20 protein-coding genes and 1 tRNA gene are annotated in these 24,618 nt (G+C 72.3%); 12 read left to right on the top strand and 9 right to left on the bottom strand.

Annotation, left to right across the window (positions count from 1 at the left end; all coding sequences use genetic code 11):
* The first annotated feature begins 10 nt into the window (after nt 1-10).
* Together E1285_RS03770 and E1285_RS03765 are read left to right on the top strand one after the other, a co-directional pair.
* Nucleotides 11-610 carry a DUF501 domain-containing protein gene (locus E1285_RS03770; protein WP_132148036.1) on the top strand — a complete coding sequence of 200 codons (600 nt, stop codon included), beginning with the start codon at nt 11-13 and terminating at the stop codon, nt 608-610.
* Nucleotides 607-1,557: a Ppx/GppA phosphatase family protein gene (locus E1285_RS03765; RefSeq protein WP_132148034.1), complete on the top strand. Its 951-nt coding sequence runs from the start codon at nt 607-609 to the stop codon at nt 1,555-1,557. Before E1285_RS03770 ends, E1285_RS03765 begins: the two co-directional genes overlap by 4 nt.
* A 48-nt stretch (nt 1,558-1,605) precedes the next feature.
* On the opposite strand, the gene E1285_RS03760 is transcribed toward E1285_RS03765, so the two are convergent.
* On the bottom strand, nt 1,606-2,382 hold the full coding sequence (locus E1285_RS03760; RefSeq protein ID WP_132148032.1) for a DUF2510 domain-containing protein: 777 nt from the start codon (nt 2,380-2,382) through the stop codon (nt 1,606-1,608).
* Between the two features lie 146 nt (nt 2,383-2,528).
* Here E1285_RS03760 and E1285_RS03755 point away from each other — a divergent pair, with 146 nt between their 5' ends.
* A complete protein-coding gene (locus tag E1285_RS03755) occupies nt 2,529-3,350 on the top strand; it encodes a uracil-DNA glycosylase (protein ID WP_132148030.1) in 822 nt (273 codons plus the stop codon).
* Here the strand turns inward: E1285_RS03755 and E1285_RS03750 are convergent.
* Nucleotides 3,347-4,102 carry a DUF4232 domain-containing protein gene (locus E1285_RS03750; RefSeq protein ID WP_132148028.1) on the bottom strand — a complete coding sequence of 252 codons (756 nt, stop codon included), beginning with the start codon at nt 4,100-4,102 and terminating at the stop codon, nt 3,347-3,349. The genes E1285_RS03755 and E1285_RS03750 overlap by 4 nt on opposite strands.
* A gap of 248 nt (nt 4,103-4,350) precedes the next feature.
* On the opposite strand from E1285_RS03750, the gene E1285_RS03745 reads away from it, so the two are divergent.
* The 4 genes from E1285_RS03745 (at nt 4,351) to E1285_RS03730 (ending at nt 8,234) form a co-directional block, all read left to right on the top strand.
* On the top strand, nt 4,351-5,712 hold the full coding sequence (locus E1285_RS03745; RefSeq protein ID WP_132148026.1) for an NAD(P)/FAD-dependent oxidoreductase: 1,362 nt from the start codon (nt 4,351-4,353) through the stop codon (nt 5,710-5,712).
* A gap of 86 nt (nt 5,713-5,798) precedes the next feature.
* Nucleotides 5,799-7,190 carry a class I SAM-dependent methyltransferase gene (locus E1285_RS03740; RefSeq protein ID WP_132148024.1) on the top strand — a complete coding sequence of 464 codons (1,392 nt, stop codon included), beginning with the start codon at nt 5,799-5,801 and terminating at the stop codon, nt 7,188-7,190.
* Nucleotides 7,191-7,207: 17 nt separating this feature from the next.
* A tRNA-Leu gene (locus tag E1285_RS03735) sits at nt 7,208-7,280 on the top strand.
* Nucleotides 7,281-7,385: 105 nt separating this feature from the next.
* The gene (locus E1285_RS03730; RefSeq protein WP_132148022.1) at nt 7,386-8,234 is read left to right on the top strand and encodes a Bax inhibitor-1/YccA family protein; all 849 of its coding nucleotides are present in this window, start codon (nt 7,386-7,388) and stop codon (nt 8,232-8,234) included.
* Between the two features lie 357 nt (nt 8,235-8,591).
* Here the strand turns inward: E1285_RS03730 and E1285_RS03725 are convergent, their stop codons facing one another.
* From E1285_RS03725 to E1285_RS03715, 3 genes are all read right to left on the bottom strand, one after another.
* Nucleotides 8,592-8,819, bottom strand: a complete 228-nt coding sequence (locus E1285_RS03725; RefSeq protein ID WP_132148020.1) for a DUF4287 domain-containing protein — start codon at nt 8,817-8,819, stop codon at nt 8,592-8,594.
* 199 nt (nt 8,820-9,018) lie between these two features.
* Nucleotides 9,019-10,239 carry an acetyl-CoA C-acetyltransferase gene (locus tag E1285_RS03720; RefSeq protein WP_132148018.1) on the bottom strand — a complete coding sequence of 407 codons (1,221 nt, stop codon included), beginning with the start codon at nt 10,237-10,239 and terminating at the stop codon, nt 9,019-9,021.
* 395 nt (nt 10,240-10,634) lie between these two features.
* Nucleotides 10,635-11,633: an SGNH/GDSL hydrolase family protein gene (locus E1285_RS03715; RefSeq protein ID WP_132148016.1), complete on the bottom strand. Its 999-nt coding sequence runs from the start codon at nt 11,631-11,633 to the stop codon at nt 10,635-10,637.
* Nucleotides 11,634-11,817: 184 nt separating this feature from the next.
* On the opposite strand from E1285_RS03715, the gene E1285_RS03710 reads away from it, so the two are divergent.
* The gene (locus E1285_RS03710) at nt 11,818-13,209 is read left to right on the top strand and encodes a cystathionine beta-synthase (protein WP_132148014.1); all 1,392 of its coding nucleotides are present in this window, start codon (nt 11,818-11,820) and stop codon (nt 13,207-13,209) included.
* A gap of 165 nt (nt 13,210-13,374) precedes the next feature.
* Here the strand turns inward: E1285_RS03710 and E1285_RS03705 are convergent, their stop codons facing one another.
* The gene (locus E1285_RS03705; RefSeq protein WP_132148012.1) at nt 13,375-15,531 is read right to left on the bottom strand and encodes an MMPL family transporter; all 2,157 of its coding nucleotides are present in this window, start codon (nt 15,529-15,531) and stop codon (nt 13,375-13,377) included.
* Nucleotides 15,532-15,701: 170 nt separating this feature from the next.
* Here E1285_RS03705 and E1285_RS03700 point away from each other — a divergent pair, with 170 nt between their 5' ends.
* Nucleotides 15,702-16,859, top strand: coding sequence for a cystathionine gamma-synthase (locus E1285_RS03700; protein ID WP_132148010.1), 1,158 nt, complete (start codon nt 15,702-15,704; stop codon nt 16,857-16,859).
* 47 nt (nt 16,860-16,906) lie between these two features.
* The gene (locus tag E1285_RS03695; RefSeq protein ID WP_243722530.1) at nt 16,907-18,016 is read left to right on the top strand and encodes an alpha/beta hydrolase; all 1,110 of its coding nucleotides are present in this window, start codon (nt 16,907-16,909) and stop codon (nt 18,014-18,016) included.
* 66 nt (nt 18,017-18,082) lie between these two features.
* Here the strand turns inward: E1285_RS03695 and E1285_RS03690 are convergent, their stop codons facing one another.
* The 3 genes from E1285_RS03690 to E1285_RS03670 are packed head-to-tail and all read right to left on the bottom strand — an operon-like array spanning nt 18,083 to nt 22,279.
* Entirely contained in the window at nt 18,083-18,616 is a 534-nt protein-coding gene (locus E1285_RS03690) for a hypothetical protein (RefSeq protein WP_132148008.1), read from the bottom strand.
* A 26-nt stretch (nt 18,617-18,642) separates the two neighbouring features.
* The gene (locus E1285_RS47095) at nt 18,643-20,805 is read right to left on the bottom strand and encodes a hypothetical protein (protein WP_243722529.1); all 2,163 of its coding nucleotides are present in this window, start codon (nt 20,803-20,805) and stop codon (nt 18,643-18,645) included.
* 37 nt (nt 20,806-20,842) lie between these two features.
* On the bottom strand, nt 20,843-22,279 hold the full coding sequence (locus E1285_RS03670; RefSeq protein WP_132148006.1) for a sigma 54-interacting transcriptional regulator: 1,437 nt from the start codon (nt 22,277-22,279) through the stop codon (nt 20,843-20,845).
* A 166-nt stretch (nt 22,280-22,445) separates the two neighbouring features.
* On the opposite strand from E1285_RS03670, the gene E1285_RS03665 reads away from it, so the two are divergent.
* Together E1285_RS03665 and E1285_RS03660 are read left to right on the top strand one after the other, a co-directional pair.
* Nucleotides 22,446-23,600 (top strand): FIST N-terminal domain-containing protein, encoded by a 1,155-nt coding sequence (locus tag E1285_RS03665; protein WP_132148004.1) that lies wholly within the window; start codon nt 22,446-22,448, stop codon nt 23,598-23,600.
* Nucleotides 23,597-24,595 (top strand): ROK family protein, encoded by a 999-nt coding sequence (locus tag E1285_RS03660; protein WP_243722528.1) that lies wholly within the window; start codon nt 23,597-23,599, stop codon nt 24,593-24,595. Before E1285_RS03665 ends, E1285_RS03660 begins: the two co-directional genes overlap by 4 nt.
* Nucleotides 24,596-24,618: the final 23 nt, after the last annotated feature.

Below are 24,618 nucleotides of genomic sequence, written 5' to 3'. Positions count from 1 at the left end.
GACACGGGTGATGGAAGCAGGCGACAACGCCGCGGTCGCGGCTGATGACGACGCCGCGGTCGCGGCCGGTGACCGGGCCGCGGTCGCGGCTCAGCTGGGACGCGAGCCGCGCGGCGTGCGCGGGGTGGCGAGCCGCTGCCCGTGCGGGCTGCCCGCCGTGATCGAGACGGCCCCGAGGCTGCCGGACGGTACGCCCTTTCCGACGCTGTTCTATCTGACCTGCCCGAAGGCCGCCTCGGCCATCGGGACCCTGGAGGGGAGCGGCATCATGCGCGAGATGCAGGACCGGCTCGCCGCCGACCCGAGGCTGAAGGCCGAGTACACCGCGGCCCACGAGGACTACCTGCGCCGGCGCGACGAGGCGGCCCGCGCGGACGGCATCGAGCCGCTGCCCGGCGGCATGCAGAGCGCGGGCGGCATGCCGGAGCGCGTCAAGTGCCTGCACGCCCTCATCGCCCACGAGCTGGCCGTGCCCGGCGCCAACCCGTTCGGGCGGGAGGGCCTGGAGGCGCTCCCCGAGTGGTGGCGCTCCGGTCCCTGCGTCCAACCGGACGCCGAGGCGGACGAGCCCGGCGCCGGTGCCGATGACGGTGCGGGGGAGGCCCGGTGACGCGGGTAGCGGCCATCGACTGCGGGACCAACTCCGTCCGCCTCCTGATCGCCGACATCGCCCCGGGCGAGAGCGGCGGGGCGCTGACCGACGTCGAGCGCCGGATGGAGATCGTCCGGCTCGGGGAGGGCGTCGACGAGACCGGGCGGCTGTCGCCCGCCGCGCTGGAGCGCACCTTCACCGCGATGCGCGGGTACGCGGAGCTGATCGAGCGGAACGGGGAGCGGGCGGGCCACGGGCCCGTCAAGACGAGGGTCGTGGCGACGAGCGCGACCCGCGACGCCGCGAACCGGGCCGATTTCGTCAGCGGCGTCGTCGACATCTTCGGCGTCGTGCCCGAGGTGATCAGCGGGGACGAGGAGGCCGAGCTGTCGTTCCTCGGCGCCACCCGGGAACTGGCCGCGCTGCGCCCGGCCCGCCCCTACCTGGTGGTCGACATCGGCGGCGGCTCCACCGAGTTCGTGCTCGGCAGCTCGTCGGCCGACGCCGCGCGCTCGATCGACATCGGCTGCGTCCGGATGACCGAACGGCACCTCAAGGACGGCGACCCGCCGTCGCCGGTGCAGATCACGGGCGCGGTCGCCGACATCGACGCGGCCCTCGCCGCCGTCCGGGAGACCGTGCCGGTGGACGAGGCGCGCACGCTCGTCGGCCTGGCCGGGTCGGTGACCACGGTCGCCGGGATCGCGCTCGACCTGCCGGAGTACGACGCGTCCCGCATCCACCTGTCGAGGATCACCGCCACCCAGGTCCACGAGGTGACGCGGCGCATCCTGCACGCCACCCGCGCCGAGCGCGCCGAGTTCGGCGTGATGCACCCGGGCCGGGTCGACGTGATCGGCGCGGGCGCGCTGATCCTGGACCGCATCATGCGGGAGTACGGGTTCGGCGCGGTCGTCGTCAGCGAGCACGACATCCTGGACGGCATCGCCTGGTCCCTGGTGTGACCCGGTCGCCGGTACTGATTCTGCCGCCCGGTTCGTCCGGGGCGACGCTCACTGCTTGAGGTGCGCCAGCAGGGCCGGGATCAGGATCGCGTTCGGGTTCTGCTGCGGGACGTAGAGGATCGGCGAGCTGCTGCTGGACTGCTGGATCCACACCCGGCCGCTGTCGACCGTCGCGCCGGAGATCGCCGACCAGCTCAGCGACACGCGGTTGCCGCGGACGCCGCCGGGATGGACGGTCAGCCCCTGCGCCACGTCGATCGACTCGCCCGCCCGGACCCGTCCGGCCAGCTCCGCCACCAGCCGCCGCTCGGCGTGCTCCTGGCACAGCTGGATCAGCCGCCCCCACACCTGCTCCGGCTCGCCGCGCCCGGACGCGATCGCGCCGGACTCGATGACCACCTCGACGCGGGGGCCGCCGTGGAAGGGGAACCGGCCCGCCTGGAAGATCCACTGGGTGCCGGGGATCTGGCCATATCCGGCCGGACGCTCCGCGGCCCAGTACGCCACCCACTCCACGTACGGCCAGGCGAGCGAGGAGTCCCCGTACGCCACGATCTGGTCGTCGGCGTGCAGGTGGAGGCCGCGGACGTTCACGTCCAGCGGCTGGACGGCGGGCCGGACGCCCCAGCTGGTCTGCTGGACCTGCGGGGCCGCGTAGGCCGTCCACTGGGCCTGCTCCTCGGGGCCTCGCTGCTCAGGCTGGGGGAGCCGCACCCGCGGCGGGCGGGACGGCTCCGGATTGAGCCGATCCGTCCAGGTCCGGCCGTCCCACCAGCGCAGGCTGCCCGTGCCGTAGGGATCCGGATACCAGCCCGGTTGCGACACTGCCTGCCTCCGCTCAGCCCACACAGCCCACGGCGTGCCGGACACCCGCCTCCCCGACCGGCGAACGCATCGTACCGATCAGGGCGGCTTCTGAAGAGATATGGGCGGAACCCGGCCACCGCCTGTGGCGTGCGACGATCGGTGGTATGCCGACCGCCAACGCCCCGTTCGTGCCGCCCGGATCCGGGTGGCCGTACGACCCCGCCGGTCCGGGCACTCCCGTCGCCCACGGCACCGGCGACGTCATCGACCTGGCCGCCGAGGCGCCGGACCTGGACGAGCTGTGCGCCCGGCAGTCGGTGTGCCGCGCCTGCGACCGCCTGGTGGAGTGGAGGGAGAAGGTCGCCGTCCAGCGCCGCCGGGCGTTCGCGGACGAGGAGTACTGGGGACGCCCCATCGCCGGCTGGGGCGACCCGGAGCCGCGGATCCTGATCGTCGGCCTCGCCCCGGCCGCGCACGGCGGCAACCGCACCGGGCGGATCTTCACCGGGGACCGCTCGGGCGACTGGCTGTTCGCCTCGCTGTACCGGGTGGGGCTCGCCGCGCAGCCGACCAGCGTCCACGCGGGCGACGGGCAGCGGCTGATCGGCGCGCGGATGGCGGCGGCCGTCCGCTGCGCCCCGCCCGACAACAAGCCGGCCCCCATCGAGCGCACGACCTGCCTGCCGTGGCTGGCCCGCGAGGTCGCGCTGGTCGCGCCGGGCGTCCGCTGCGTCGTGTGCCTCGGCGGGTTCGCCTGGCAGGCCGCGTGGCCGGCGCTGAAGCAGGCCGGGTACGGGGTGCCGCGTCCCCGGCCGAAGTTCGGTCACGGCGCCGAGGTGGAGCTGGTCCCGCCGCCTTCGGTGGCGCGGCGCGACCCGGTGCTGATGCTGGGGTGCTACCACCCCAGCCAGCAGAACACCTTCACCGGCCGCGTCACCGAGGACATGCTGGACGCCGTCTTCACCCGCGCCCGCGATCACCGCTAGCCGCCCGTCGGGCTCGCCGACAGCGGAGTGAGCGAGATCCTGCCGTGCCGGCAGACCGGGCCGTAGCTCCACGGCGCTTCGAGCTGCCGCGTCTGGTTCGGCGGGACCACCTTCAGGGCGTTCGCGCTGGGCTGGCACGGGACGGTCTCGTCGCCGGCCAGCTCGGAGGTCCAGTACAGCCGCTCGTAGGCGCGGCCGCCGCTGGGAAGCGCGACCGTCCGGGGCGTGCCGTGGCGCAGGACGTCGGTGTGGACGAGTCCGGCCGCGTTGACCAGCTGGAGGCCGGACCAGCCGCGGACCGTGCAGGACCTGTCGGACGTGTTGGTCAGGACGAGCGTCACGTAGCGGTTGGTCTCCACGGCGTAGCTGCTGGTGAGGCTCGCGCCGAGCATCTGGCTGGTGCAGCGCGGCGAGTCGCCGGCGCCGTCGCCGCCGAGCCCGCCCCCGGGTGCGTCGCCGGTCTCGGTTCCCGTTCCGGTCCCGGTCGCGGCCCCCGTGCCGCTTCCGTCGCCCGTTCCGGTGCCCGATCCCGTTCCGGTCCCGGTCCCGGTGCTCGGTGAGCCGCCGGCGGGCGTTCCCTTTCCGGGGGTGCCCGCCCCGGTGCCCGAGCCGGGGGCTTCGGCCGTTGCCGGGCCGCCCGGTGCGGTCGAGCCGCCGGCCGCGACCGGGCCCGCGTTCGTGCTGGAGCCGCAACCCGCGAGTGCGACGGTGACGGCGGCCGCGGCCAGCGTCCCCCAGATGATTTTCGGCATACGAGTCTTCCCCATCCTCGCCCTTCCCCGTGAACCAGGAAACGGCGGGACAGGGCCTGGCCGAGCGACCCGGCTACCGGGCCGGCTTCCCCCTGCCGGTCCGGCCGCCCATGGCCGCTTGACGCCCCCGTCCGGCCCTGTCCCGCCGTCCTTCTGGTGATACATCGGGTGAGATGCCGGACGGAGTTATGAAGTTCACGAATCGGGCGAAGTGGTGAGCACGCCGTGGATCCGGGTATCGCTCCGCCATGGCTTCCGATCGCACCGCGGGCTCCGCGAAGCAGATCCTGATCATCGGCGGCGGGTACGTCGGCATGTACACGGCGCTCCGCCTCCAGAAGAAGTTGCGCGGTGAGCTGCGGCGAGGTGAGGTCGCCGTCACCGTCATCGACCCCCAGTCCTACATGACCTACCAGCCGTTCCTCCCGGAGGCCGCGGCCGGGAACCTGGAGCCCCGGCACGTCGTGGCGCCGCTGCGGAAGGTGCTCAAGCGGTGCCGCGTCGTCAACGGGTACGTGACGCGGATCGACCACGCCGCCAAGCGGGTCAGGCTTCGTCCCGCCGGAACGAAGACGGCCGGCGTCCCGGAGCGGGACGTCGACTACGACATGCTCGTGGTCGCCCTCGGCTCCATCTCGCGGACGCTGCCGATCCCCGGCCTCGCCGAATGCGGGATCGGCTTCAAGACCGTCGAAGAGGCCATCTTCCTGCGCAACCACGTCCTGCACCAGCTCGACATCGCCGCGTCCAACGCGGGCGACGAGGAGATCAGGAAGCGGGCGCTGACGTTCGTGTTCGTCGGCGCCGGGTTCGCGGGCGTCGAGGCGATGGCCGAGCTGGAGGACATGTCGCGGGACGCCTGCAAGTGGTATCCGACCATCGACCCGGGCGAGATGCGGTGGGTGATGGTCGAGGCGACCGACCGGATCCTGCCCGAGGTGGGGCCCGAGATGGGCCAGCGGAGCGCCGAGGCGCTGCGCCGCCGCGGAATCGAGGTCAAGATGGAGACGCTGCTGAAGTCCGCGGAGAAGCGGCACATCGTGCTGAGCGACGGAGACGAGTTCGACGCCGGGACGCTGGTGTGGACGGCCGGGGTGAAGCCCCACCCGGTCCTCGGCGACAGCGACCTGCCGCTGGACGACAAGGGGCGCCTCAAGGCGACCGCCGAGCTGACCGTCGAGGGGCTGGAGCACGTCTACTCGGCGGGGGACAACGCGGCCGTCCCCGACCTCACCGACACCGGCGACTTCACCGCGCCCAACGCCCAGCACGCGGTCAGGCAAGCCAGGCGCCTCGGTGACAACATCGTGGCGGATCTGCACGGGAAGCCCCGCAAGCAGTACGTGCACGCCTACGTCGGCTCGGTGGCGAGCCTTGGCCTGCACAAAGGCGTCGCGAACGTTTACGGGATCAAGCTGCGCGGGTTCCCCGCCTGGTTCATGCACCGCACCTACCATCTGTCTCGGATGCCGACCGTCAACCGCAAGTTCCGGATCACCATGGACTGGACGCTCGCCTCCTTCTTCCGGCGCGAGATCGTCTCGCTCGGCGAGCTGGAGTCGCCCCGCTTCGAGTTCGAGCTCGCGGCCGGCCGGCGCGAGGACGTATGAACGCATGACCGGCTGACGGCGTCCGGCGGGGGATGGCCCGGCCGGGTCCCGCCCGCCGGCATCGTCACCGAGGAGGCGCCCTGACCATGCACGACGGAGACGCCACCTGGAACGAGGCGCGGGCGGAGCTGGCGGCGGCGTCCGCCTCGGCGGCGGCCGCCGAGGCCGCGGAACTCGGGGCGGCGGGTGTCGCGTCGCGGCTGGCGCCGCTGCTCACCAGGCTCATGCCGGCGGAGGGGCGCGAGGCCGCGGACGAGCTGCCGATCCGGGTCCGGGCCTGGGACGGCAGCGCCATCGGCCCGGCCACCGCTCCCGCGTTCGTCATCAGGCATCGGCGGGCGCTGCGGCGGCTGCTGTGGAAGCCCGGCGAGCTGGGCTTCGTCCGCGCCTACGTGGCCGGCGAGCTGGACATCGAGGGGGACGTCTTCGCCGCGCTCGAAGCCGTCCAGCGGGTGCTGGGCGACGGCGACGGGCCGATCCGGCTGAGCGGCGACGACAAGCGCGACATCGTGCGCACCGCCGTCACCCTCGGCGCCGTCGGACCCGAGCCGAAGGCGCCGCCCGAGGAGTCGGCGCCCGGCCGGCGCGGCGGCGGGGAACCCGGCCACGCCGGGCCGATGCGGGAACCCGCCGCGTTCTTCGCCCGGCTGTTCGGGGACGGGCTGGCGCACGGCACCGGGCGCTGGGACCGGGCCGCAGGCCTGGACACGGGCATGGACACGGGCATGGACACGGGCCTCGACCGGGCCCAGTCCGCCGCCCACGAGGCCGTCGCCGAGGAGCTCGGGCTGTTCCCCGGTGCCCGGCTCCTCGACCTGAACTGCGGGTGGGGCGCGTTCGCCCGGCACGCCGCCGTCCGGCACGGCGCCCGGGTCGTCGGGCTGACCCGTACCCCCGGGCAGGCCGACCACGTACGCGCCATTGCCGCCGGCGCGAGGGCCGATGTCGAGGCACGCGGCTGGGACCTGCCCGAGGCGGGCGACGGCCCCTATGACGCGATCGTCGGGCTGGCGGACGTGGCGCCCATCGACCGTCCCGCGTCCCGGCTGTTCGACCTGCTCGCACCCGGCGGACGTCTCGTCCTGCAGCAGCCGGTGCGCCGTCCCGGGCCCCGGCCGAACCGGCGCACGTTCACCACCGGCTACCTGTTCCAGGACGAGAGCGAGCCGCGGCCGCTCGGCGTGCTCGCCGGCGAGCTGGAGGACGCGGGCCTCGAAGTGCGGGCCGTGGAGGCGCTCCGCGAACACCACGCGCGGACGCTGCGCGCCTGGGCCGCGGGCCTCCAGCGGCACTGGAGCGAGTGCGCGGAGCTGGCCGGACCCGGCCGGGCACGGGTCTGGCTGCTCTACCTCGCCACGTCCGCACTGGCCTGCGAGAACGGCCGGATCGGCAGGCATGAGATACGTGCGGAACGCCGGGACGATGGGGCCCGCGGGGACACGAACCGGGCCCCAGGACCCACCGGATTCGACGGCTGACTCGATATGATGACGCCGCCCCTGTAGCCCAATGGCAGAGGCGGGCTCCCTAAAAGAGCCATCGTGTCGGTTCGAGTCCGACCAGGGGCACCGAGGACGCAGAGTGTTCACCCGTGCGCGGCGGCGCCGGAGTGATCGTGAAGGGATTTCGAGCATAGACTGTGAGGCCAGGTCGGCCGAAGTGGAGGGGCTCTGATGGAGAGCAGGAACCCGGCGTTCCGCGGTAACGCCTTCAACCAGCGGGCCGGAGGCGCGGCCTACGGCTCGCCCGGTCAGGGCGCAGCGGGATACGGGAGCCCCGGATACGGCACGCAGCCCTACGGAGGCGCGGGACAACCCGCGCCCGGCTACGCGCCGCCGGCGCCCACCAGGCCCATGACCATGGACGACGTCGTCGTCCGCGGCTTCATGACGCTGGTCACCCTCGTGATCGCCGCGGCCGCGGCCTGGGTGCTCGTACCGACGAGCGCCGCCGTCCCCGTCCTGGTCGTGGCGCTGATCGCCCAGATCGGGATCTGGGCGTTCATCACGTTCGGCCGCAAGGCCAACGCGCCGATGGTCCTGACGTTCGCGGCCGTCTACGGCGTCGTCGTCGGCATCATCAGCCACATCTACAACGACCTCTTCCACGGCGTGGTCTTCCAGGCCGTGATCGGCACGGCCCTGGCGTTCGCCGCCACGCTCGCCGTCTACGCGCTGCGGATCGTCCGGGTCACGCCCAAGTTCGCGAAGTTCGCCATCGCGGCCGGGGTCGCGCTGATCGCGCTGATGCTCATCAACATGCTGATGTACATGTTCGGCTCGGACGACGGGCTCGGCATCCGCGACCCGGACAACCCGCTCGCCTACGTGTTCAGCGTCGTCGCGATTCTCGTCGGCTGCTTCTTCCTGCTGCTGGACTTCGACTCGATCGAGCAGGGCGTCCGCAGCGGGGCACCGGAGAAGTTCGCCTGGTACTGCGCGTTCGGGCTGGTGCTGGCGCTGGTCTGGATCTACCTGGAGATGCTCCGGCTGCTCAGCTACTTCTACGGCGGCAGGGACTAGCGCGTCCGGCGGGCCGGGCAGCGCGTCCGGCCCCGCCGGAATTCGCCCCCGCGTTCAGCTCTGAACAATGATCAGCCCCGCGCCTTCCGGCGCGGGGCTGATCTGTGCGGGATCTCTGCGCCAGGGTCGTGGCGCGGCGTGGCGGCACGACGGCGGGGGCATCCGTTGGCGGGATCCCGCAACGTCAATGTGAAGCAGGCCGTATGAAGTTCTGCGGGTGAGTCGCCCCTTCCGGTGCCGCGTCCGCGGGCCTCGGCGGGCCGGCCGGTCGGCGGGACGCGCCGGACGGCGACTCGGTGTTCGGCTGTGCTCGGTCTTGCTCGTTCCTGTGTTCGTTCCCGCCCGGCGGGCCCGCGCTCAGTAGTGCCGTGCGCGGCGCTCGCGCTCGTGCTCGCGCACCAGCGCCGAGGCGTAGCCGTGGGAGAGGTTGTGCTCTTCGGCCAGCCAGTGGCTGCGTTCCTCGCAGCGTGTGAACGACGGGCCGTTCTCGATGGCGGTGAACCACTCGGGGATGTCACGTCCTGTGACTTGCGGGATGCGGGCTATCAGCTTGCTGTGCGTCTCCGGCGAGTGGTTCAGTGACAATTGGCACCTCCAGGTCGCGGGGCTCTTCCTGCTGACTCTGCAACAGCGGACCGGATGTGACAACCCCCTAACGGGGACCTATCTAATACGTTACGTAGATCGTTAATAGCGGGGAAGTTCCCCGGAAACACGCAGGTGAGCCCGCACGGACGCCGTCATCGTGGACGGACGATTTCCGTGCGGGCCGCCCGCCGGGCCGTCAGGAAAGGCGCTCCAGGACCATCGCCATGCCCTGGCCGCCGCCCACGCACATCGTCTCCAGCCCGAACTGCTTGTCGTGGAACTCCAGGCCGTTCAGGAGCGTGGAGGTGATCCGTGCGCCGGTCATGCCGAACGGGTGGCCGACGGCGATCGCGCCGCCGTTCACGTTCAGCTTGTCGATGTCGATGCCGAGGTCCTCGGCGGACGGCAGCACCTGCGCGGCGAACGCCTCGTTGATCTCGACGAGGTCGATGTCGGCGATGGTCATGCCCGCCTTGGCCAGCGCCTTGCGGGACGCGTCGACCGGGCCGAGGCCCATGATCTCGGGGGACAGGCCGGTGACGCCGGTCGACACGACCCGGGCCAGCGGGGTGATGCCGAGCTCGGCGGCCTTGGTGTCGCTCATGATGACGACCGCGGCCCCGCCGTCGTTCAGCGGGCAGCAGTTGCCGGCGGTGACCGTCCCGTCCGGGCGGAACACCGGCTGGAGCTGGGAGACCTTCTCGTAGGACGTGCCGGGGCGCGGGCCGTCGTCCTTGGCGACGACGGTGCCGTCCGGCAGCGTCACCGGGGTGATGTCCTTCTCCCAGAAGCCGTTGTTGAGAGCCTTCTCGGCGAGGTTCTGCGAGCGGACGCCGAACTCGTCCTGCGCCTGCCGGCTGACGCCGCGCATCCCGGCCACGTTCTCTGCGGTCTGGCCCATCGCGATGTAGATGTCGGGCAGGCTGCCGTCCTGGCGCGGGTCGTGCCACACGGGCGCGCCGCCCTCGCCGGCCTTGGCGGTGCGGGCCTCGGCTTCGGCGAACTTGGGGTTCTGGGTGTCGGGAAGGCCGTCGCTGCTGCCCTTGGCGAAGCGGCTGACGGTCTCGACTCCGGCCGAGACGATGACGTCGGCCTCGCCCGCGCGGATCGCGTGCAGCGCCATCCGGGTCGTCTGGAGCGAGGACGAGCAGTACCGGGTGATGGTCGCACCGGGCACGTTGTCCCAGCCCAGCAACACGGACACGACCCGTCCCATGTTGTAGCCCTGCTCGCCGCCGGGCAGGCCGCAGCCGAGCAGGAGGTCGTCGATCTGGCCCGGATCCAGCTCGGGGACCTTGGCCATCGCGGCGGTGATCATCTGTGCGGTGAGGTCGTCGGGCCGCATGTCCTTGAGCGACCCCTTGAAGGCGCGGCCGATCGGCGAGCGTGCGGTTGCGACGATGACTGCCTCGGGCATGTGCGGGTCTCCTGTCTCAGCGGCCGTTCTGTCGGCGTGGCGGGCAGCGCTGCCCTGCCTGTGTTACTCGCCGGTCACCAGCAATCTAACCGCCCGCCGCCGCCCGCGCACAATGTGCCCCCGCACAGTGTTGACAATGCAAACAATAAGTAAGAACTTACTCATTCACCTGCGGATTCCCGGCCCGCCGATGACATCCGTCCCATGCGGGCGGGACGCCGTCCACCGGACCCTTGACACCTCGCCACCGGCCGGCCGCCGCAAGCGCGGGCGCGCGGCCGGCCGGGTGGCCACTCCGAGGCGGCCGGGGCTCGTCATAGGTGACCGGACGGGCCCCGGTCCCGGTGGTCTCGCCCGCTCCCGCGTCCGGAACCTTCACTTCATGTCGCGGGCCCTCATGTCGCCGGCCGCATGTCGTCGGCCGCCGCGTCGCGCTCGGGGACCGAGCGGCGGCGCAGGAGCGTGGCCCAGCGGCCCCGGGGGCCGCGGTCGTGGCCCTCGACCGAGGCGCCGTGCACCTCGGTACCGGACACCTCGGCGGCCTCGGCCGCGGCCAGGTAGACCGGCAGGATCCCCCCGCCCGGAGGTTCGGTGACGTCGGCCTCCAGGTCCAGCGCGGATGCCATCGAGGGCAGGACGGCGGCGCAGGCCGCGGCGTACCCGCGGGCGGACGGGTGGTAGCGGTCCTCGCTGAACATCGAGTGCGGGTCGGCGGCGAACTCGCGGCCGAGCAGGTCGCCGAGCGACACCGAGCGGGCGCCGCGCTCGACGACCGCTATGGTCTGGGCGGCGGCGAGCTGGCGGCTGGCGCGGCGGGCGATGAACCGGAGCGGCTGCATCAGCGGCTTGACGGTGCCGAGGTCGGGGCACGTCCCGACCACGACCTGGCTGCCCGCGGCGCGGAGCCGCTCGACGGCGTAGGTCAGATGGCGGACGGACTCGGCGGGCGGCACCCGCCCCGTCACGTCATTGCCGCCGATCATGATGACGGCGATGTCGGGACGGGCTTGCATGGCCCGGTCGACCTGGCCGGAGAGGGCCTGCGAGCGGGAACCGGAGCGGGCGACGCTGGTCAGCCGGACGGGACGGTCCGCGATCGCCGACAGGCCGTTGGCGAGCATCGCGGCGGGCGTCTCGTCCGGGGTGTGCACGCCGAGGCCGGCGGCGGTGGAGTCGCCGATCATGACCAGGGACAGCGGGGTGCCGCCGAGCGTCCCGCCGTACAGGCCGTCGGCCACCGGCGGGTCGCTGCCCGGCGTCGCCGTGATCATCCTGCGTGCCAGCTTGGCCTCGGCGACGATGAGCCCGAACGTGATGCCGCCCAGGGCGGTGATGCCACCGCCCCCGTAGGCCGCGGCCGTCGCGATGCGGCGTGCGGTGAATGCTCTCAACATGCGTGGTTGACCCTCCGTGATCAAGTTCCTACCCGTGGGCTCGTGCGTTGATGCCTGCGGGCACCCGTCTCGGCTACCGTCGGCACTGAGGATCCATCCGGACCCGCGTCCCCGCACCCGCTCGACAGGCGGGCTGAACAGGGGCGCAACGCTCAGATTCACACTGAACGACAAGGATGTCGCGGTGCACGTACACGACTCGCTCGTCGAACTGATGGGCAACACCCCGCTCGTTCGACTGCGCAAGGTGATCGGCGACAGCACCACCGGCGGCCGGCGGCCGCAGGTGATCGCCAAGGTGGAGTACTTCAATCCCGGCGGCTCGGTGAAGGACCGCATCGCGGTCCGCATGATCGACGCGGCCGAGCAGTCCGGCGAACTGCGGCCGAGCGGCACGATCGTCGAGCCGACGTCCGGGAACACCGGGGTCGGGCTCGCCATCGTGGCGCAGGAGCGCGGCTACCGCTGCGTCTTCGTCTGCCCCGACAAGGTCGCCAAGGACAAGATCGACGTGCTGCGCGCGTACGGCGCGGAGGTCGTGGTCTGCCCCTCGGCGGTGTCGCCCGAGCACCCCGACTCCTACTACTCCGTGTCGGACCGGCTGGCCGCCGAGATCCCCGGCGCGTGGAAGCCGAACCAGTACACCAACCAGCAGAACCCGCGCTCGCACTACGAGACGACGGGACCGGAGATCTGGGAGCAGACCGACGGCCGCATCACGCACTTCGTGGCCGGCATCGGCACCGGCGGCACCATCAGCGGCACGGGGAGGTACCTCAAGGAGGTCTCCGGCGGGGACGTGCGGATCATCGGCGTGGACCCCGAGGGGTCGGTCTACTCCGGCGGCACCGGACGGCCCTACCTCATCGAGGGCGTGGGCGAGGACATCTGGCCCGAGACCTACGACCGGGAGATCTGCGACGAGGTCATCGCGGTGTCCGACAAGGACTCGTTCAACATGACCAGGCGGCTGGCCCGCGAGGAGGCGCTGCTGGTCGGCGGGTCCTGCGGGATGGCGGTCGTCGCGGCGCTGCGCGTGGCCGAGCGTGCCGACCCGGACGCGGTGATCGTCGTGCTGCTGCCGGACGGCGGCCGCGGCTACCTCACCAAGATCTTCAACGACGACTGGATGGCCGACTACGGCTTCCTCATCCCCTCCACCGAGGAGGCCCGGGTCGGCGAGGTGCTCACCCGCAAGCGCCGGACGCTGCCGGAGTTCGTGCACGTCCACCCGCACGAGAGCGTGCAGACCGCCATCTCGATCATGCGCGAGTACGAGGTGTCGCAGCTTCCGGTGATGAAGGAGGAGCCGCCGGTCATGGCGGCCGAGGTGGTCGGCTCGGTGGTGGAGAGCGACCTGCTCGACATCCTCGTCGGGGAGCGCGGCAAGCTCGCCGAGCCGGTCGAGCGGCACATGTCGGGGCCGCTGCCGACGCTCGGGTCCGGCGAGCCGGTCAGCAAGGCCGTCGGCGTCCTGGAGAAGTCCGGCGCGGCCGTCGTCCTCGTGGACGGCAAGCCCAAGGGCCTCGTCACCCGCCAGGACCTCCTCGCCTTCCTGGCCGCCTCCACCACCTGACGCCGCGCGACCGCCGCCGTCCCGTCCGGGGACGAAGGAAGCGCCGGAGACCGTCGTGGTCTCCGGCGCTTCCTGGTGGGATAAGGGTGTCGGGTTGCGGAGTCCGGCCGGTGGGCGGCGTTTCGGGCCGGGCTCCGCAACCCGACGTCTATGGGGTTCCGGCGGCTACCGGGACCCGGACGGGGCGAGGTCCTCCCGCGTCTCGGCGGGCTTGACCTCCTTCTTCGCCTCGGCGCCGTGCCCCGGCCACCAGGCCTTGCGGCCCAGCATCGCCGTGACGGCCGGCACCAGGAAGATCGCCATCACGAAGGCCGACAGCGCGATCCCCAGCGCGATGGAGAAGCCCATCTGCTGCAGCATCGACACCTTGGCCAGCAGCATCACCGAGAACGTGCCGGCCAGGATCAACCCGGCCGCGGCGACCGTCGGGCCGGCGTGCTCGACCGCCAGCGCGGCGGCCTTGCGCGGCTCGTGGCCCTCCTTGGCCTCCTCGCGCAATCGCGCGGTCATCAGGATGTTGTAGTCGGTCCCGATGGCCAGCACGAACAGGTACAGCATGATCGGCAGATGGAAGACCTCGCCGGGTTGGCCCAGCAGTCCCTGGAAGACGTACACCGCGGAGCCCAGGGTCGCGGTGAAGCCCAGGAGCACCGCCGGGACCAGGTACAGCGGCGCGACGACCGAGCGCAGCAGCGCCAGCAGGATCAGCGCGATCAGTACCCCGGCGACCGGCAGGATCACCGACAGGTCCCGGTTGACGACCTTGTTGATGTCGCTGTAGATCGCGGTCTCGCCGCCGACGAACAGCTCCGTGCCCTGCGGCGTGATGTCGTGCACGGCAGGCCCGAGATCGTTCTTGACCATGTTGATCGACTCGTTGCTGACCGGGTTGCCGTCCAGGATCAGGTCGACCTGGCCCACCTTGGGGTCGGCCTCGCTGAGCTTGGCGGGCGCGACGCCGCCGACACCGGGCAGCGACTTGGCCTGCTGCCCGAAGGCGTTCAGCTCGGCCGCGGTGAGCGGCTGCCCGTCGGTGGACTGGACCATGATCTGCACCGGCGTGGTCTGCCCGGCCGGGAAGCCCTTCTTCATGTCCTCGGTGGCCTGGGCGGACTCGGTGTCGGACGGGAAGCTGGACTGGAAGTCGTAGTCGGACTTGAAGCCGATCGCGCCGGACGCCAGTGCGACCAGCAGGGCGCCGGCCCCGATGGCGACCAGGGCGGGGCGTGCGCCGACCATCCGGCCGAGACGGGCCGAGGTGGTGGCCTTCGGCTGCTTCTTCCAGGACTTGGACGGCCAGAACACCGCCGTGCCGACCAGCGAGAGGATCGCGGGGAACAGCGTCAGCGACGTGATGCCCATGACCACGACGCCGATGGCCAGCGACGGCCCCCAGGCGGCGAAGATGCCGAAGGACGCCAGCATCAGCACCAGGAACGTGACCGCGATCGCGGCCGCCGCGGAGGTGATGACCTCGCCGACCCGCTCCACCGCCTGGATCAGCGCGGTCTTGCGGTCCTCGCCGGCGCGCAGCCGCTCCCGGTAGCGGAACAGCAGGAACAGGTAGTAGTCGGCGCCGACGCCGAACATCACGATCGTCAGGATGATCTGGAGGCTGTCGTCACCGGAGAAGTCCAGCACCTTGGACGCGGCGCCGATCAGCCCCATCGACATCTGCTCGGTCGCGATGATCACGATGATCGGCAGGATCGCCGCCAGCGGTGCCCGGAAGATCACCAGGATCAGCCCGATGATGAGGGCGAAGGTGGCCACGGTGATGAGCACGAAGGACTGGGTGAAGGAGTCCTCGTTGTCGACGAACAGGGCGGCCTCACCGCCGACCTTGGCCTCCAGCCCGCTGCCGAGCTGCTTGGGCAGTTCCGCGCGGATGTCCTTGATGGCCTGGCTCTGGTCCTGGGCCGCATCGCCGGTCGCCATGTCCATCGGGACGTTGATCAGCTGGATGCTCTTGTTGGGGGCGACGGCCTCCGGGCCGGTCAGGAACCCGTGGGTCGTCGGATACTTCTTCGCCGTCAGGTTCTTCGAGGCCTCAGCGATCTTGGCGCTGTCGGCCGGGGTGATCTTCCCGCCGTCGGTGCGCTGCACCACGATCAGCGAGGTCAGGTCGGCGCCCTCGGGGAACGCCTTGTCGGCGATCTCGACGGCCTGGACGGACTCGTACCCGGACGGCAGGAATTCGCCCTGGTCCGACTCGGTGGTGAGCTTGGGGGAGAAGGCGATGATGATGACCGCGGCTGCGAGCCAGGCCACGATCGTCCACCACGGGTGTCTCACGACGAAGCGCGCGAGCCGAGCGAACATGAGGCTTCCTTAGTCAGGGTGATGGGAGTTCAAGGTCAAACGGGGTACCTGTAGAACGTTAGAGAATCGATGGCTCGTTGGGGTCACCCGCTGCGCCGAAATAGGGGCTGATACCTCCGGGGGAGCGTCTCATCCTCTAGGAGGGCACCTGGGTGGATAGCCTCGTACCCATGGACAACGACGTTCAACGAGGCTTCGAGACCCTGGCCATCCACGCCGGGCAGGAGCCGGACCCGGTGACCGGCGCGGTCGTCACGCCGATCTACCAGGTCTCCACGTACAAACAGGATGGTATCGGCGGCCTGCGCGGCGGCTACGAGTACTCCCGGTCGGCGAACCCGACCCGTACCGCGCTGGAGGTATGCCTCGCCGAGACGGAGGGAGGCGCGCGGGGGCTGGCGTTCGCGTCCGGCCTCGCCGCCGAGGACGCGCTCCTGCGAGCGGTCTGCAGGCCCGGCGACCACGTCGTCATCCCGAACGACGCCTACGGCGGCACCTACCGGCTGTTCGCCAAGGTGGCCGAGCCGTGGGGCGTCACGTTCGACCCCGTCCCCCTCGGCGACGTCGCCGCGGCGCGGGCGGCGGTCCGGCCCGATACGAAGATCATTTGGGTGGAGACGCCGACGAACCCGCTGCTCGGCATCGCCGACATCGCGGCGCTCGCCGCCGTCGCCCACGACGCGGGCGCGCTGCTGGTCGTCGACAACACGTTCGCCTCGCCCTATCTCCAGCGCCCGCTGGAACTCGGCGCGGACGTGGTCGTCCACTCGACCACCAAGTACATCGGCGGCCACTCCGACGTCGTCGGCGGCGCGCTGGTCGTGTCGGACGCGGAATTGGGCGACCGGCTGACCTTCCACCAGAACGCGATGGGCGCCGTCGCGGGCCCGTTCGACGCCTGGCTCACCCTGCGCGGGATCAAGACGCTCGGCGTGCGGATGGACCGGCACTGCGCGAACGCGGAGAAGGTCGTGGAGATGCTGCGGCGGCACCCGTCCGTCCGGCAGGTCCTCTACCCGGGGCTGCCCGGCCATCCCGGCCACGACGTCGCCGCCAAGCAGATGAGGGCGTTCGGCGGCATGGTCTCGTTCCGGATGGAGTCCGAGGACGCCGCCGTCCGCGTGTGCGAGGAGACGAAGCTGTTCACGCTCGGGGAGTCGCTCGGCGGCGTCGAGTCGCTGATCGAGCACCCGGGCCGGATGACGCACGCCTCGGCCGCCGGGTCGCCGCTGGAGGTCCCCGGTGACCTGGTGCGGCTGTCGGTCGGGATCGAGGACGCCGACGATCTTCTCCGGGATCTTGAGCGGGCGCTGCCACACGGCACTTGATCAACCTCTATAATCGGCGCGCCAGGTTCGTAAAGAAAGGGCCCGGGGTGCGCAAAGTACTGGTCTGTGGGGCGGCGTTCGCCGCGACGTGTTTGTCCGCCGTCGCCATTCCGGGCGGGGCCCAGGCGACGACGCCGGAACCGACGCCGTCCTCGTCCGTCCCGTCCCCTCCGGCGGTGTCCCCCACGGGGGAGCCAGGGACGACACCCCCCTCCGGTGGCCCGCGGACCGGCGCCCCCGGATCGCAGTCGCCGTCCTCGTCCTCCACGTCGCGGCCTCCCCACGGGGGGGCGGCGCCGGACGGCGAGACCGACGGCACCGTCTCCGCCGAGGCCGTCATGGTGACGCCGGATCTCCCGCGGTCCCGGACGTACGCCTACGGCGAGGACCGGCGGCAGAAGATCGACGCCTACTGGCGCGAGACCGGCCCGCGGGCCACGCCGCGTCCCGCCGTCCTGGTCCTGCACGGCGGCTACTGGCTGCAGGGCGACAAGAGCGGCTGGAAGTACTTCGCGCGGCGGCTGACGGAGGAGGGCTTCGTCGCCGTGACCGCGAACTACCGGCTCGCCCCCAAGGCGCAGTGGCCGGCGCAGCGCGACGACGCGATGTCCGCGCTCGCCTTCGTCCGCAAGCACGCCCGGCAGTGGAACGTCGACCCGCAGCGCATCGCCGTCGTCGGCGCCTCGTCCGGCGGGCACCTCGCGACCCAGCTCGGCACGTTCGGGACCGGTACCGCGCAGGTCCGCGGCGTGGTGGCGCTGTCGCCGCCGAACAACCCGTACCTCGCCTACCAGGACGGCGGGAAGCCGGACGCGACGCCCAGCCAGCAGACGCTGCGGCAGGCCGTGACCTCCCTGGTGAACTGCGTCCCCGGCGCGGCCACCGACAAGGACTGCTGGACGCGGCTGAAGGACGCCAACTCCTCCACGCACGCCTCCGCCGGGGACGCGCCGATGCTCCTCATGCACACCACGGGCGACTTCGTCCCGCTCACGCAGAGCACCGGGCTGGCGGGCGCGCTGCGCGCCGCGGGCGTCCCGGCGGAGGTCAAGAAGATCGAGGGCGACAGGCACGCCTCGGGGCTGCTGGCCGACGAGCACACCTACCCGGGGATCGTGACCTGGCTCAAGAACCGCCTGAAGCCCGGCCCCGAGTAGCACCGAGTCCCGGGTGGCCCCGGCCCCGAGCGACCCGGGCTGCCTTGAGCGACCCGCCCGGGTGACTCAGCCGTTCCAGACCATCAGCAGCAGGATCACGATCCAGATCAGTGCGACGACGCCGGACATGGCGGCCAGCCGTCCCCGCTCCACCTGGGCGATGTCGCCATCCGCCTTGGCGGACCGCTTCTTCTCCCCGGCCTCGGCGTCCTCGCCGTCCTTGCCGTCCTTCTTCTTCGTGCCGGCGGGCTCGGCGGGGACCGCCTCCCGCGGTTCCCCGGCTCCCGCGACCTCCAGCAGATGCGCCGCCTTGCGCTGGTCGCGCTCGATGATCAGCAGCAGCACCAGCGCGACGATGAACAGCGTCATCGACGCCGACAGCCACACCTCGGCCAGGTCGCCCTGGGCGAGCAGCAGCCCGAACAGGAAGATCCCCAGGCTGGCGACGCCGTAGATCTGGGTGGCCCGGTGCAGGTAGCGCACCACGACCAGGTTGCGCTTGCGGATGTAGCGCGGGGTGGACATCGTCGCGGCGGTCAGCGGTCCGAGCGCGAAGATCGCGAACCCGATGTGGAAGAACAGCAGCAGGTGGTCGGCCATGGGCCGACCCTAGCCTTCGCGGGGCCTCAGCGGCGGGCGCGGCGCACCCTCAGGTAGTCGCTCACGACATATTCGCCGAGCCGGTCGGCGTCGGGCGCGAAGACCCGGCCGCCGTTGCGCTGCGCGACCTCCTCGACGAACGAGACGAGGCGGCGGTCCTCGGCGAGCATGAAGAAGTTCATGCAGGCGCCCCGCCGGGTCATCTTGTCGACCTCGGCGAGCGTGAGGACGAGCGTGTCGGTCGAGGGCGGGTAGTCGAACAGCGAGCGGCCGTCCGGCCGCAGGTGCGCGGTCGGCTCGCCGTCGGTGACCACCAGGACGATCGGCTCGAAGTCGGGGTGCCGGTCCAGATGCCGTCCCGCGATCATCAGGGCGTGGTGCAGGTTGGTGCCCTGCACCATGTCCCAGTCCAGGCCCGCCATCTCCTCGGGATGCAGGACCCGCGCGTAGTTGGAGAACCCGATGATCTGGATCGCGTCCTGCGGGAACTTGCTGGTCACGAGCGTGTGCAGGGCGAGCGTCGTCTGCTTGGCGACCGCCCACGTCCCGCGCAGCACCATCGAGTACGACAGGTCGACCAGCAGGCAGACGGCCGCGCCGGTGCGCCGTTCGGTCTCGTGGACCTCGAAGTCGTCCACGCCGAGTTTCACCCCACCGGGCTTCACACCACCGGGCTTGAGACCGGCGGGGCTCACACCCGGGGGACGCCGCGACCCGTTCCCGGTGATCTCCACGATGTCGGCGGTGCTCGGCTCCACGACCTTCGCGGTGGACACCGCCGGGCCGGTGGTGGGAGAGCCGGTGATCGGAGAGCCGGTGGTGGGGGAGCCGGTGGTGGGGGAGCCGGTGGTGAGAGCCGTGCCGGAGTCCATGGCGCTGCGGCGGATGGCGTTGCTCACCGTCCGGACCACGTCGAGGGGCTGCTCGTCGCCGAACCGCCACTCCCGGCTCGCCCCGGTCAGCTCGCCCGCCTGGCCGGCGTCCCGCTGGTCGTGGTCGCCCTGCCGGCCGGACGTGAGCTGCGCGAACACCCGGCGCAGCGCCGTCTCGCCGAGCCGCCGCACCGCCTTCGGGGTCAGCTCCAGCTTGCCGCGGTTGCGCCGCAGGTAGCCCTGCCGCTCCAGCTCCGCCTCGATGCGGCGCAGCGCGCTCAGGTCGTCGACGGCCTGCCTGCCGAGCGCCCGCCGGACGGCGTCCTCGTCGATGTCGTCGAGCCGCGCGCCCGGGTACTCCTGCCCGAGCGCAGCCTCCAGTTCGCTCAGGTCGGCCAGCTCCGCGAGCGCGGTCGTGGCGTCCCCCATGCCGAGCGGGTCCTCGCCGGTCATCTGCTCGGACTGGCCCCAGCCGAGGTCGGGACGGCGCGTCCGCAGCGCGTCGCCGAGCCGGGTCATCTCCATCGCGAGACCCGCGTCCTGCATGGCCTGCTCCATCAGCCCGGCCAGCTCGGCGCGCTGCTCCGGACTGAGCGAGGCGAGCAGCCGGTCCATCGCGGCGGCGCGGCGGGCCAGGGAGTCGACCAGCTCCTCGAGGTTCTGCGGATCGTCGGGGAACATGTCCCCGTACTCCTGCATGAAGCGGTCGAAGTCCTCCTGGGTGTGCTCGCCGCGCGCGTCGCGATCCAGCATCTCGTTGAGCGCGCCCATCATCTCCTTGACGCGCTCCATGGCGGCCGGGTCCTGGTTCTCCAGGGCCTGCTTCATGCCCTGGAACTGCGCGTCGAGCACATCGCGCCGCAGCAGGTCCTTCAGCCGCTCGAACGTCTGCCGGGCGGCGTCGGAGCGCCACTCGTAGTCCGACAGCCGCCGGATCGCCTGGGACGTGTCGGACGGCAGCGTGTCCAGCTCCGCCTCCCGCAGCCGCGCCTCGTCGCCCGGGTCGGGGAACAGCTCGGCCCGCTCCTGCCCGATCGCGGTGTCCAGCAGCGCGCGGGCCTGCTCCAGCGTCCCGTCCAGCCGGCCCCGGTCGCGCAGGGCGCGGCGGCGCTCGCGCACCTGGCGGAGCATGTCGTCGAGCCCGCGGCGGTTCTCCGCGCCCGGCAGGCCGCGGCGCAGCAGGTCGCGCAGGGCGTCGTCCGGACGGGTGCCGTCCAGGACGGAGTCGCCCATGGCGTCGAGGGCGTCGCGGACGTCGTAGGGCGGGGCGAGCGGGTCGGGCCCGTCCTCGTAGGCGCCGTAGCGGTATCGGCTCATCGAATCTCCTTGCGCGTGGAGAATTCAGGTCCGGGCGTCAGGTCCGGTAGGTGGCCGTCCCGTCGGAGCGTCCCTCCGTGACGTCCTTGGACAGCCGGCGGGTGAGGAACAGCCCTTCCAGGGCGAATTCCAGCGCGGCCGCGGCCTGCCCGGGGGACTCCCCGCTCAGGTCGAGCCGCTCCATGATCTTGGCGAGGCCGGGGACGTGGCCGATGCGGCGCAGCAGCTCCGTCGCCGACACCAGCTCGCCCGCCTCGACGCGCTCGCCGGAGTCGAACTTGTCCAGCAGCCCGTTCAGGTCGGCGGGGCCCAGCGTCCGCCGGTAGGTCTCGGCGATGGCGCGGCGCAGCAGGTGCTCCAGCACCTCCTGCTCGCGGCCCTCCTCGCTGACCTCGAACTCCACCTTGCCCATCAGCGACGGGACGACCGCGGGCAGGTCGCAGACCCGCGCGACGGCGTGCTCCTCGCCGGTCAGCGCGGCGCGGCGCACCGCGCCCGCCGCGACGGTCTCGGCGCCCGCGAGCGCGAACCGCGCCGACACCCCGGACCGGGCGTCCACCGCCGTCGACTCGCGGACGAGCCGGGTGAACCGGCCGATGATCTCGACCAGGTGGTCGGGCACCTCGGCGGGCAGCCCGGCCAGATCGGCGAAGTCGGACTCCTGCCGGATCAGCGCCAGCTCGGCGTCCAGTTCGAGGGGGTAGTGGGTGCGGATCTCGGCGCCGAAGCGGTCCTTCAGCGGGGTGATGATGCGGCCCCGGTTGGTGTAGTCCTCGGGGTTGGCGGACGCGATGAGCAGCACGTCCAGCGGCAGCCGCAGCGCGTAGCCGCGGACCTGCACGTCGCGTTCCTCGAGGACGTTCAGCAGCGCCACCTGGATCCGCTCGGCCAGGTCGGGCAGCTCGTTGATGGAGAAGATGCCGCGGTTGGTGCGCGGGACGAGCCCGAAGTGGACGGTCTCCGGGTCGCCGAGGGTGCGGCCCTCGGCCACCTTGATCGGGTCGACGTCGCCGATGAGGTCGCCGACGCTGGTGTCCGGCGTGGCGAGCTTCTCCCCGTACCGCTCGTCGCGGTGCCGCCACTCGACCGGCAGCTCGTCGCCCTTCTCGGCGGCCAGCCGCCGGCAGCGCACGCACACCGGCTCGTAGGGGTGGTCGTTGATCTCGCAGCCGGCCACGACCGGGGTCCACTCGTCCAGCAGCCCGGCCAGGGTGCGGATCAGCCGCGTCTTGCCCTGCCCGCGCTCGCCCAGGAGCACCAGGTCGTGCCCGGCGAGGAGGGCTCGTTCGAGGTGCGGCAGGACGGTGTCGTCGAACCCGAGGATGCCGGGGAAGCGCGGCTCCCCGGATCTCAGCCGGTCGAGCAGGTTGTGGCGGATCTCGGCCTTCACCGATCGCTGGACGTGACCGCTGGTGCGCAGCTCGCCCAGTGTGGTCTCGCTGGGTAGGGATTCACGCGGTGTGGAAGAACGCACGCGACCGACATTACGTCGCCGGTACGCGGAATCGCACCCCGCTGGACGATTCGTCCAAGTATGTACGGACGTGCGTGGATCGGGTGATGTTTGGGTGGAGGGCGCGTGGCAGGGGAAACTGGCATTGTGAAGCAGCCGGTGAAACGGAGTGAGGGAGGCGGCGCCGATGGCGCGATTCGGTGATGGCCTGGCCCTCGGACCCGACCTGAGCAAGGCGGCCGCGTCCGCGGTCGAGCAGGCCCTCGCGCCCCTCAGTGCGGCGCCCGACCTGGTCTGCGTCTTCATGACGGGGGACGATCCGGAGGCGTTCGAGGAGGCGGCGGTGGCCGCGGCGCGCGCGGCGGGGCCCGCGATCCTGCTGGGGTGCAGCGCGTCCGGGGTGATCGGCGCAGGGCGCGGCGTGGAGGAGACCGGCGCGGTCAGCGCGTGGGCGGCGGTGCTGCCCGGCGCGCGGCTCGACCCGTTCCGGCTGGAGACGCTGAAGGCCGACGACCGCCTGGTCGTCGTCGGCATGCCCGAGGCCCAGGTCGACGACGTGGTCGGCGTGCTGCTGACCGACCCCTACAGCTTCCCGGTGGACGCGTTCGTCGAGCGCTCCGACGACGCGCTGCCGGGCCTGCCCCTCGTCGGCGGCCTCGCGGAGGGCCACGAGCGCGGCGACGCCCGGCTGTTCGTCGGCGGGGAGATCTACCGCGACGGCGCGGTGGGGGTCGTGATCGGCGGATCCGTGGCCGCCGCGACCGTGGTGAGCCAGGGCGCCCGCCCGATCGGCCCCGACATGGTCGTGACCAGGGCGGAGGAGAACGTCCTGTACGAGCTGGCGGGCGTCCCCGCGCTGGAGAAGCTGGAGCAGATCGTCCTCGGGCTGCCGGAGGAGGAGCAGGAGCTCGCCGGGAGCGGGCTGCTGATCGGCGTCGCCATGGACGAGTACGCCGACCAGCACGACCACGGCGACTTCCTCGTCCGCGGGGTGGTGGGCGCCGACACCGACAGCGGCGCCATCGCGATCGGCGACGTGGTGGACGTGGGACGCACCGTCCGCTTCCAGGTCCGCGACGCCGGGGCCGCCGACGAGGACCTCGCCGCGCTGCTCGACCGGTTCGACATGGCGCCGGTCGAGGGCGCGCTGCTGTTCTCCTGCAACGGGCGCGGCCAGGCGATGTTCCCCGACTCCGACCACGACGCCCGCATCCTCGACCGCGCGTTCGGTCCCGCGGGGGTGGGCGGCTTCTTCGGCGCCGGCGAGATCGGCCCGGTCGCGGGACGCAACCACGTGCACGGCTTCACCGCGTCCATCCTCGCCTTCGGCCGGGCAGGGTGAGCGGGCCGGACGCGGCGCCCGCCCAGGCGCCCGCCCAGGCGCCCGTGCTGGCGCCCGTGCTGGCCATCGACATCGGCGGGACGAAGCTGGCCGCCGCGATCGTCGAACCCGGCGGGCGCGTCGCCGCCTACGACCGGGTCGCCACGCCGGGCGGCCCCGGGCTGGACGCCGACGGGCTGTGGCGGACGCTGGAGGCCCTCCTCGCCAAGCTCACCGCCGACGCGGGGGACCCGCCGCTCGCGGGCGTCGGCGCCGGCTGCGGAGGGCCGATGACCTGGCCCGCCGCCGAGGTGTCCCCGCTCAACATCCCCGCGTGGCGGCACGGTTTCCCGCTGCGCGCCAGGCTCCGCGACCGCTACCCGGGGCTCCCGGTCCGCATCCACAACGACGCCATCTGCGTCGCCGTCGGCGAGCACTGGCGCGGCGCGGGACGCGGCCGCGACAACGTCCTCGGCATGGTGGTGTCCACCGGCGTCGGCGGCGGACTCGTCCTCGGCGGCAGGCTCATCAACGGCGGAACAGGCAACGCCGGGCACATCGGGCACGTCGTCGTCGATCCCGGCGGGCCGCCCTGCGCCTGCGGCGGCCGGGGCTGCCTGGAGGCCATCGCGCGCGGCCCCGGGCTGGTCTCCTGGGCCCAGGAGCAGGGCTGGCGGCAGGGGACCCCCGACGTCACCGGCGTCGAACTGGCCGCCGACGCCCGCCGGGCGCACCCGGTCGCCATCTCCGCGATGCGGCGCGCCGGCCGCGCCATCGGCATCGCGATCGCGTCCGCGACGCACCTGTGCGATCTGGAGGTCGCCGCGATCGGCGGCGGCGTCTCCCAGGCGGGGGCGCTGCTGTTCGACCCGCTGGAGGAGGCGTTCCGCGAGCACGCCCGGATGGAGTTCGCGCGCCGCGTCCGGATCGTCCCGGCGGCGCTCGGCCAGACCGCCGGGCTCGTCGGCGCCGCCGCGCTGGTCTTCGCGCAAGATCGCTACTGGAGTGCGGGCTGAACCGGGCGGGTGCGATGATCGGG

The organism is Actinomadura sp. 7K507 (genome assembly GCF_004348425.1).
Classification (GTDB): domain Bacteria; phylum Actinomycetota; class Actinomycetes; order Streptosporangiales; family Streptosporangiaceae; genus Spirillospora.
The sequence above is the reverse complement of the archived record's forward strand: the minus strand, read 5'-3'. Positions and strand labels throughout refer to the sequence as shown.

Excerpts from the sequence above, each read along its gene's own strand:
- E1285_RS03770 (WP_132148036.1), top strand. The coding sequence starts at position 11 with ATGGAAGCAGGCGACAACGCCGCGGTCGCGGCTGATGACGACGCCGCG.
- E1285_RS03755 (WP_132148030.1), top strand. The coding sequence starts at position 2,529 with ATGCCGACCGCCAACGCCCCGTTCGTGCCGCCCGGATCCGGGTGGCCG.
- E1285_RS03750 (WP_132148028.1), bottom strand. The coding sequence starts at position 4,102 with ATGCCGAAAATCATCTGGGGGACGCTGGCCGCGGCCGCCGTCACCGTC.
- E1285_RS03745 (WP_132148026.1), top strand. The coding sequence starts at position 4,351 with ATGGCTTCCGATCGCACCGCGGGCTCCGCGAAGCAGATCCTGATCATC.
- E1285_RS03740 (WP_132148024.1), top strand. The coding sequence starts at position 5,799 with ATGCACGACGGAGACGCCACCTGGAACGAGGCGCGGGCGGAGCTGGCG.
- E1285_RS03730 (WP_132148022.1), top strand. The coding sequence starts at position 7,386 with ATGGAGAGCAGGAACCCGGCGTTCCGCGGTAACGCCTTCAACCAGCGG.
- E1285_RS03720 (WP_132148018.1), bottom strand. The coding sequence starts at position 10,239 with ATGCCCGAGGCAGTCATCGTCGCAACCGCACGCTCGCCGATCGGCCGC.
- E1285_RS03715 (WP_132148016.1), bottom strand. The coding sequence starts at position 11,633 with ATGTTGAGAGCATTCACCGCACGCCGCATCGCGACGGCCGCGGCCTAC.
- E1285_RS03705 (WP_132148012.1), bottom strand. The coding sequence starts at position 15,531 with ATGTTCGCTCGGCTCGCGCGCTTCGTCGTGAGACACCCGTGGTGGACG.
- E1285_RS03700 (WP_132148010.1), top strand. The coding sequence starts at position 15,702 with ATGGACAACGACGTTCAACGAGGCTTCGAGACCCTGGCCATCCACGCC.
- E1285_RS03690 (WP_132148008.1), bottom strand. The coding sequence starts at position 18,616 with ATGGCCGACCACCTGCTGCTGTTCTTCCACATCGGGTTCGCGATCTTC.
- E1285_RS47095 (WP_243722529.1), bottom strand. The coding sequence starts at position 20,805 with ATGAGCCGATACCGCTACGGCGCCTACGAGGACGGGCCCGACCCGCTC.
- E1285_RS03665 (WP_132148004.1), top strand. The coding sequence starts at position 22,446 with ATGGCGCGATTCGGTGATGGCCTGGCCCTCGGACCCGACCTGAGCAAG.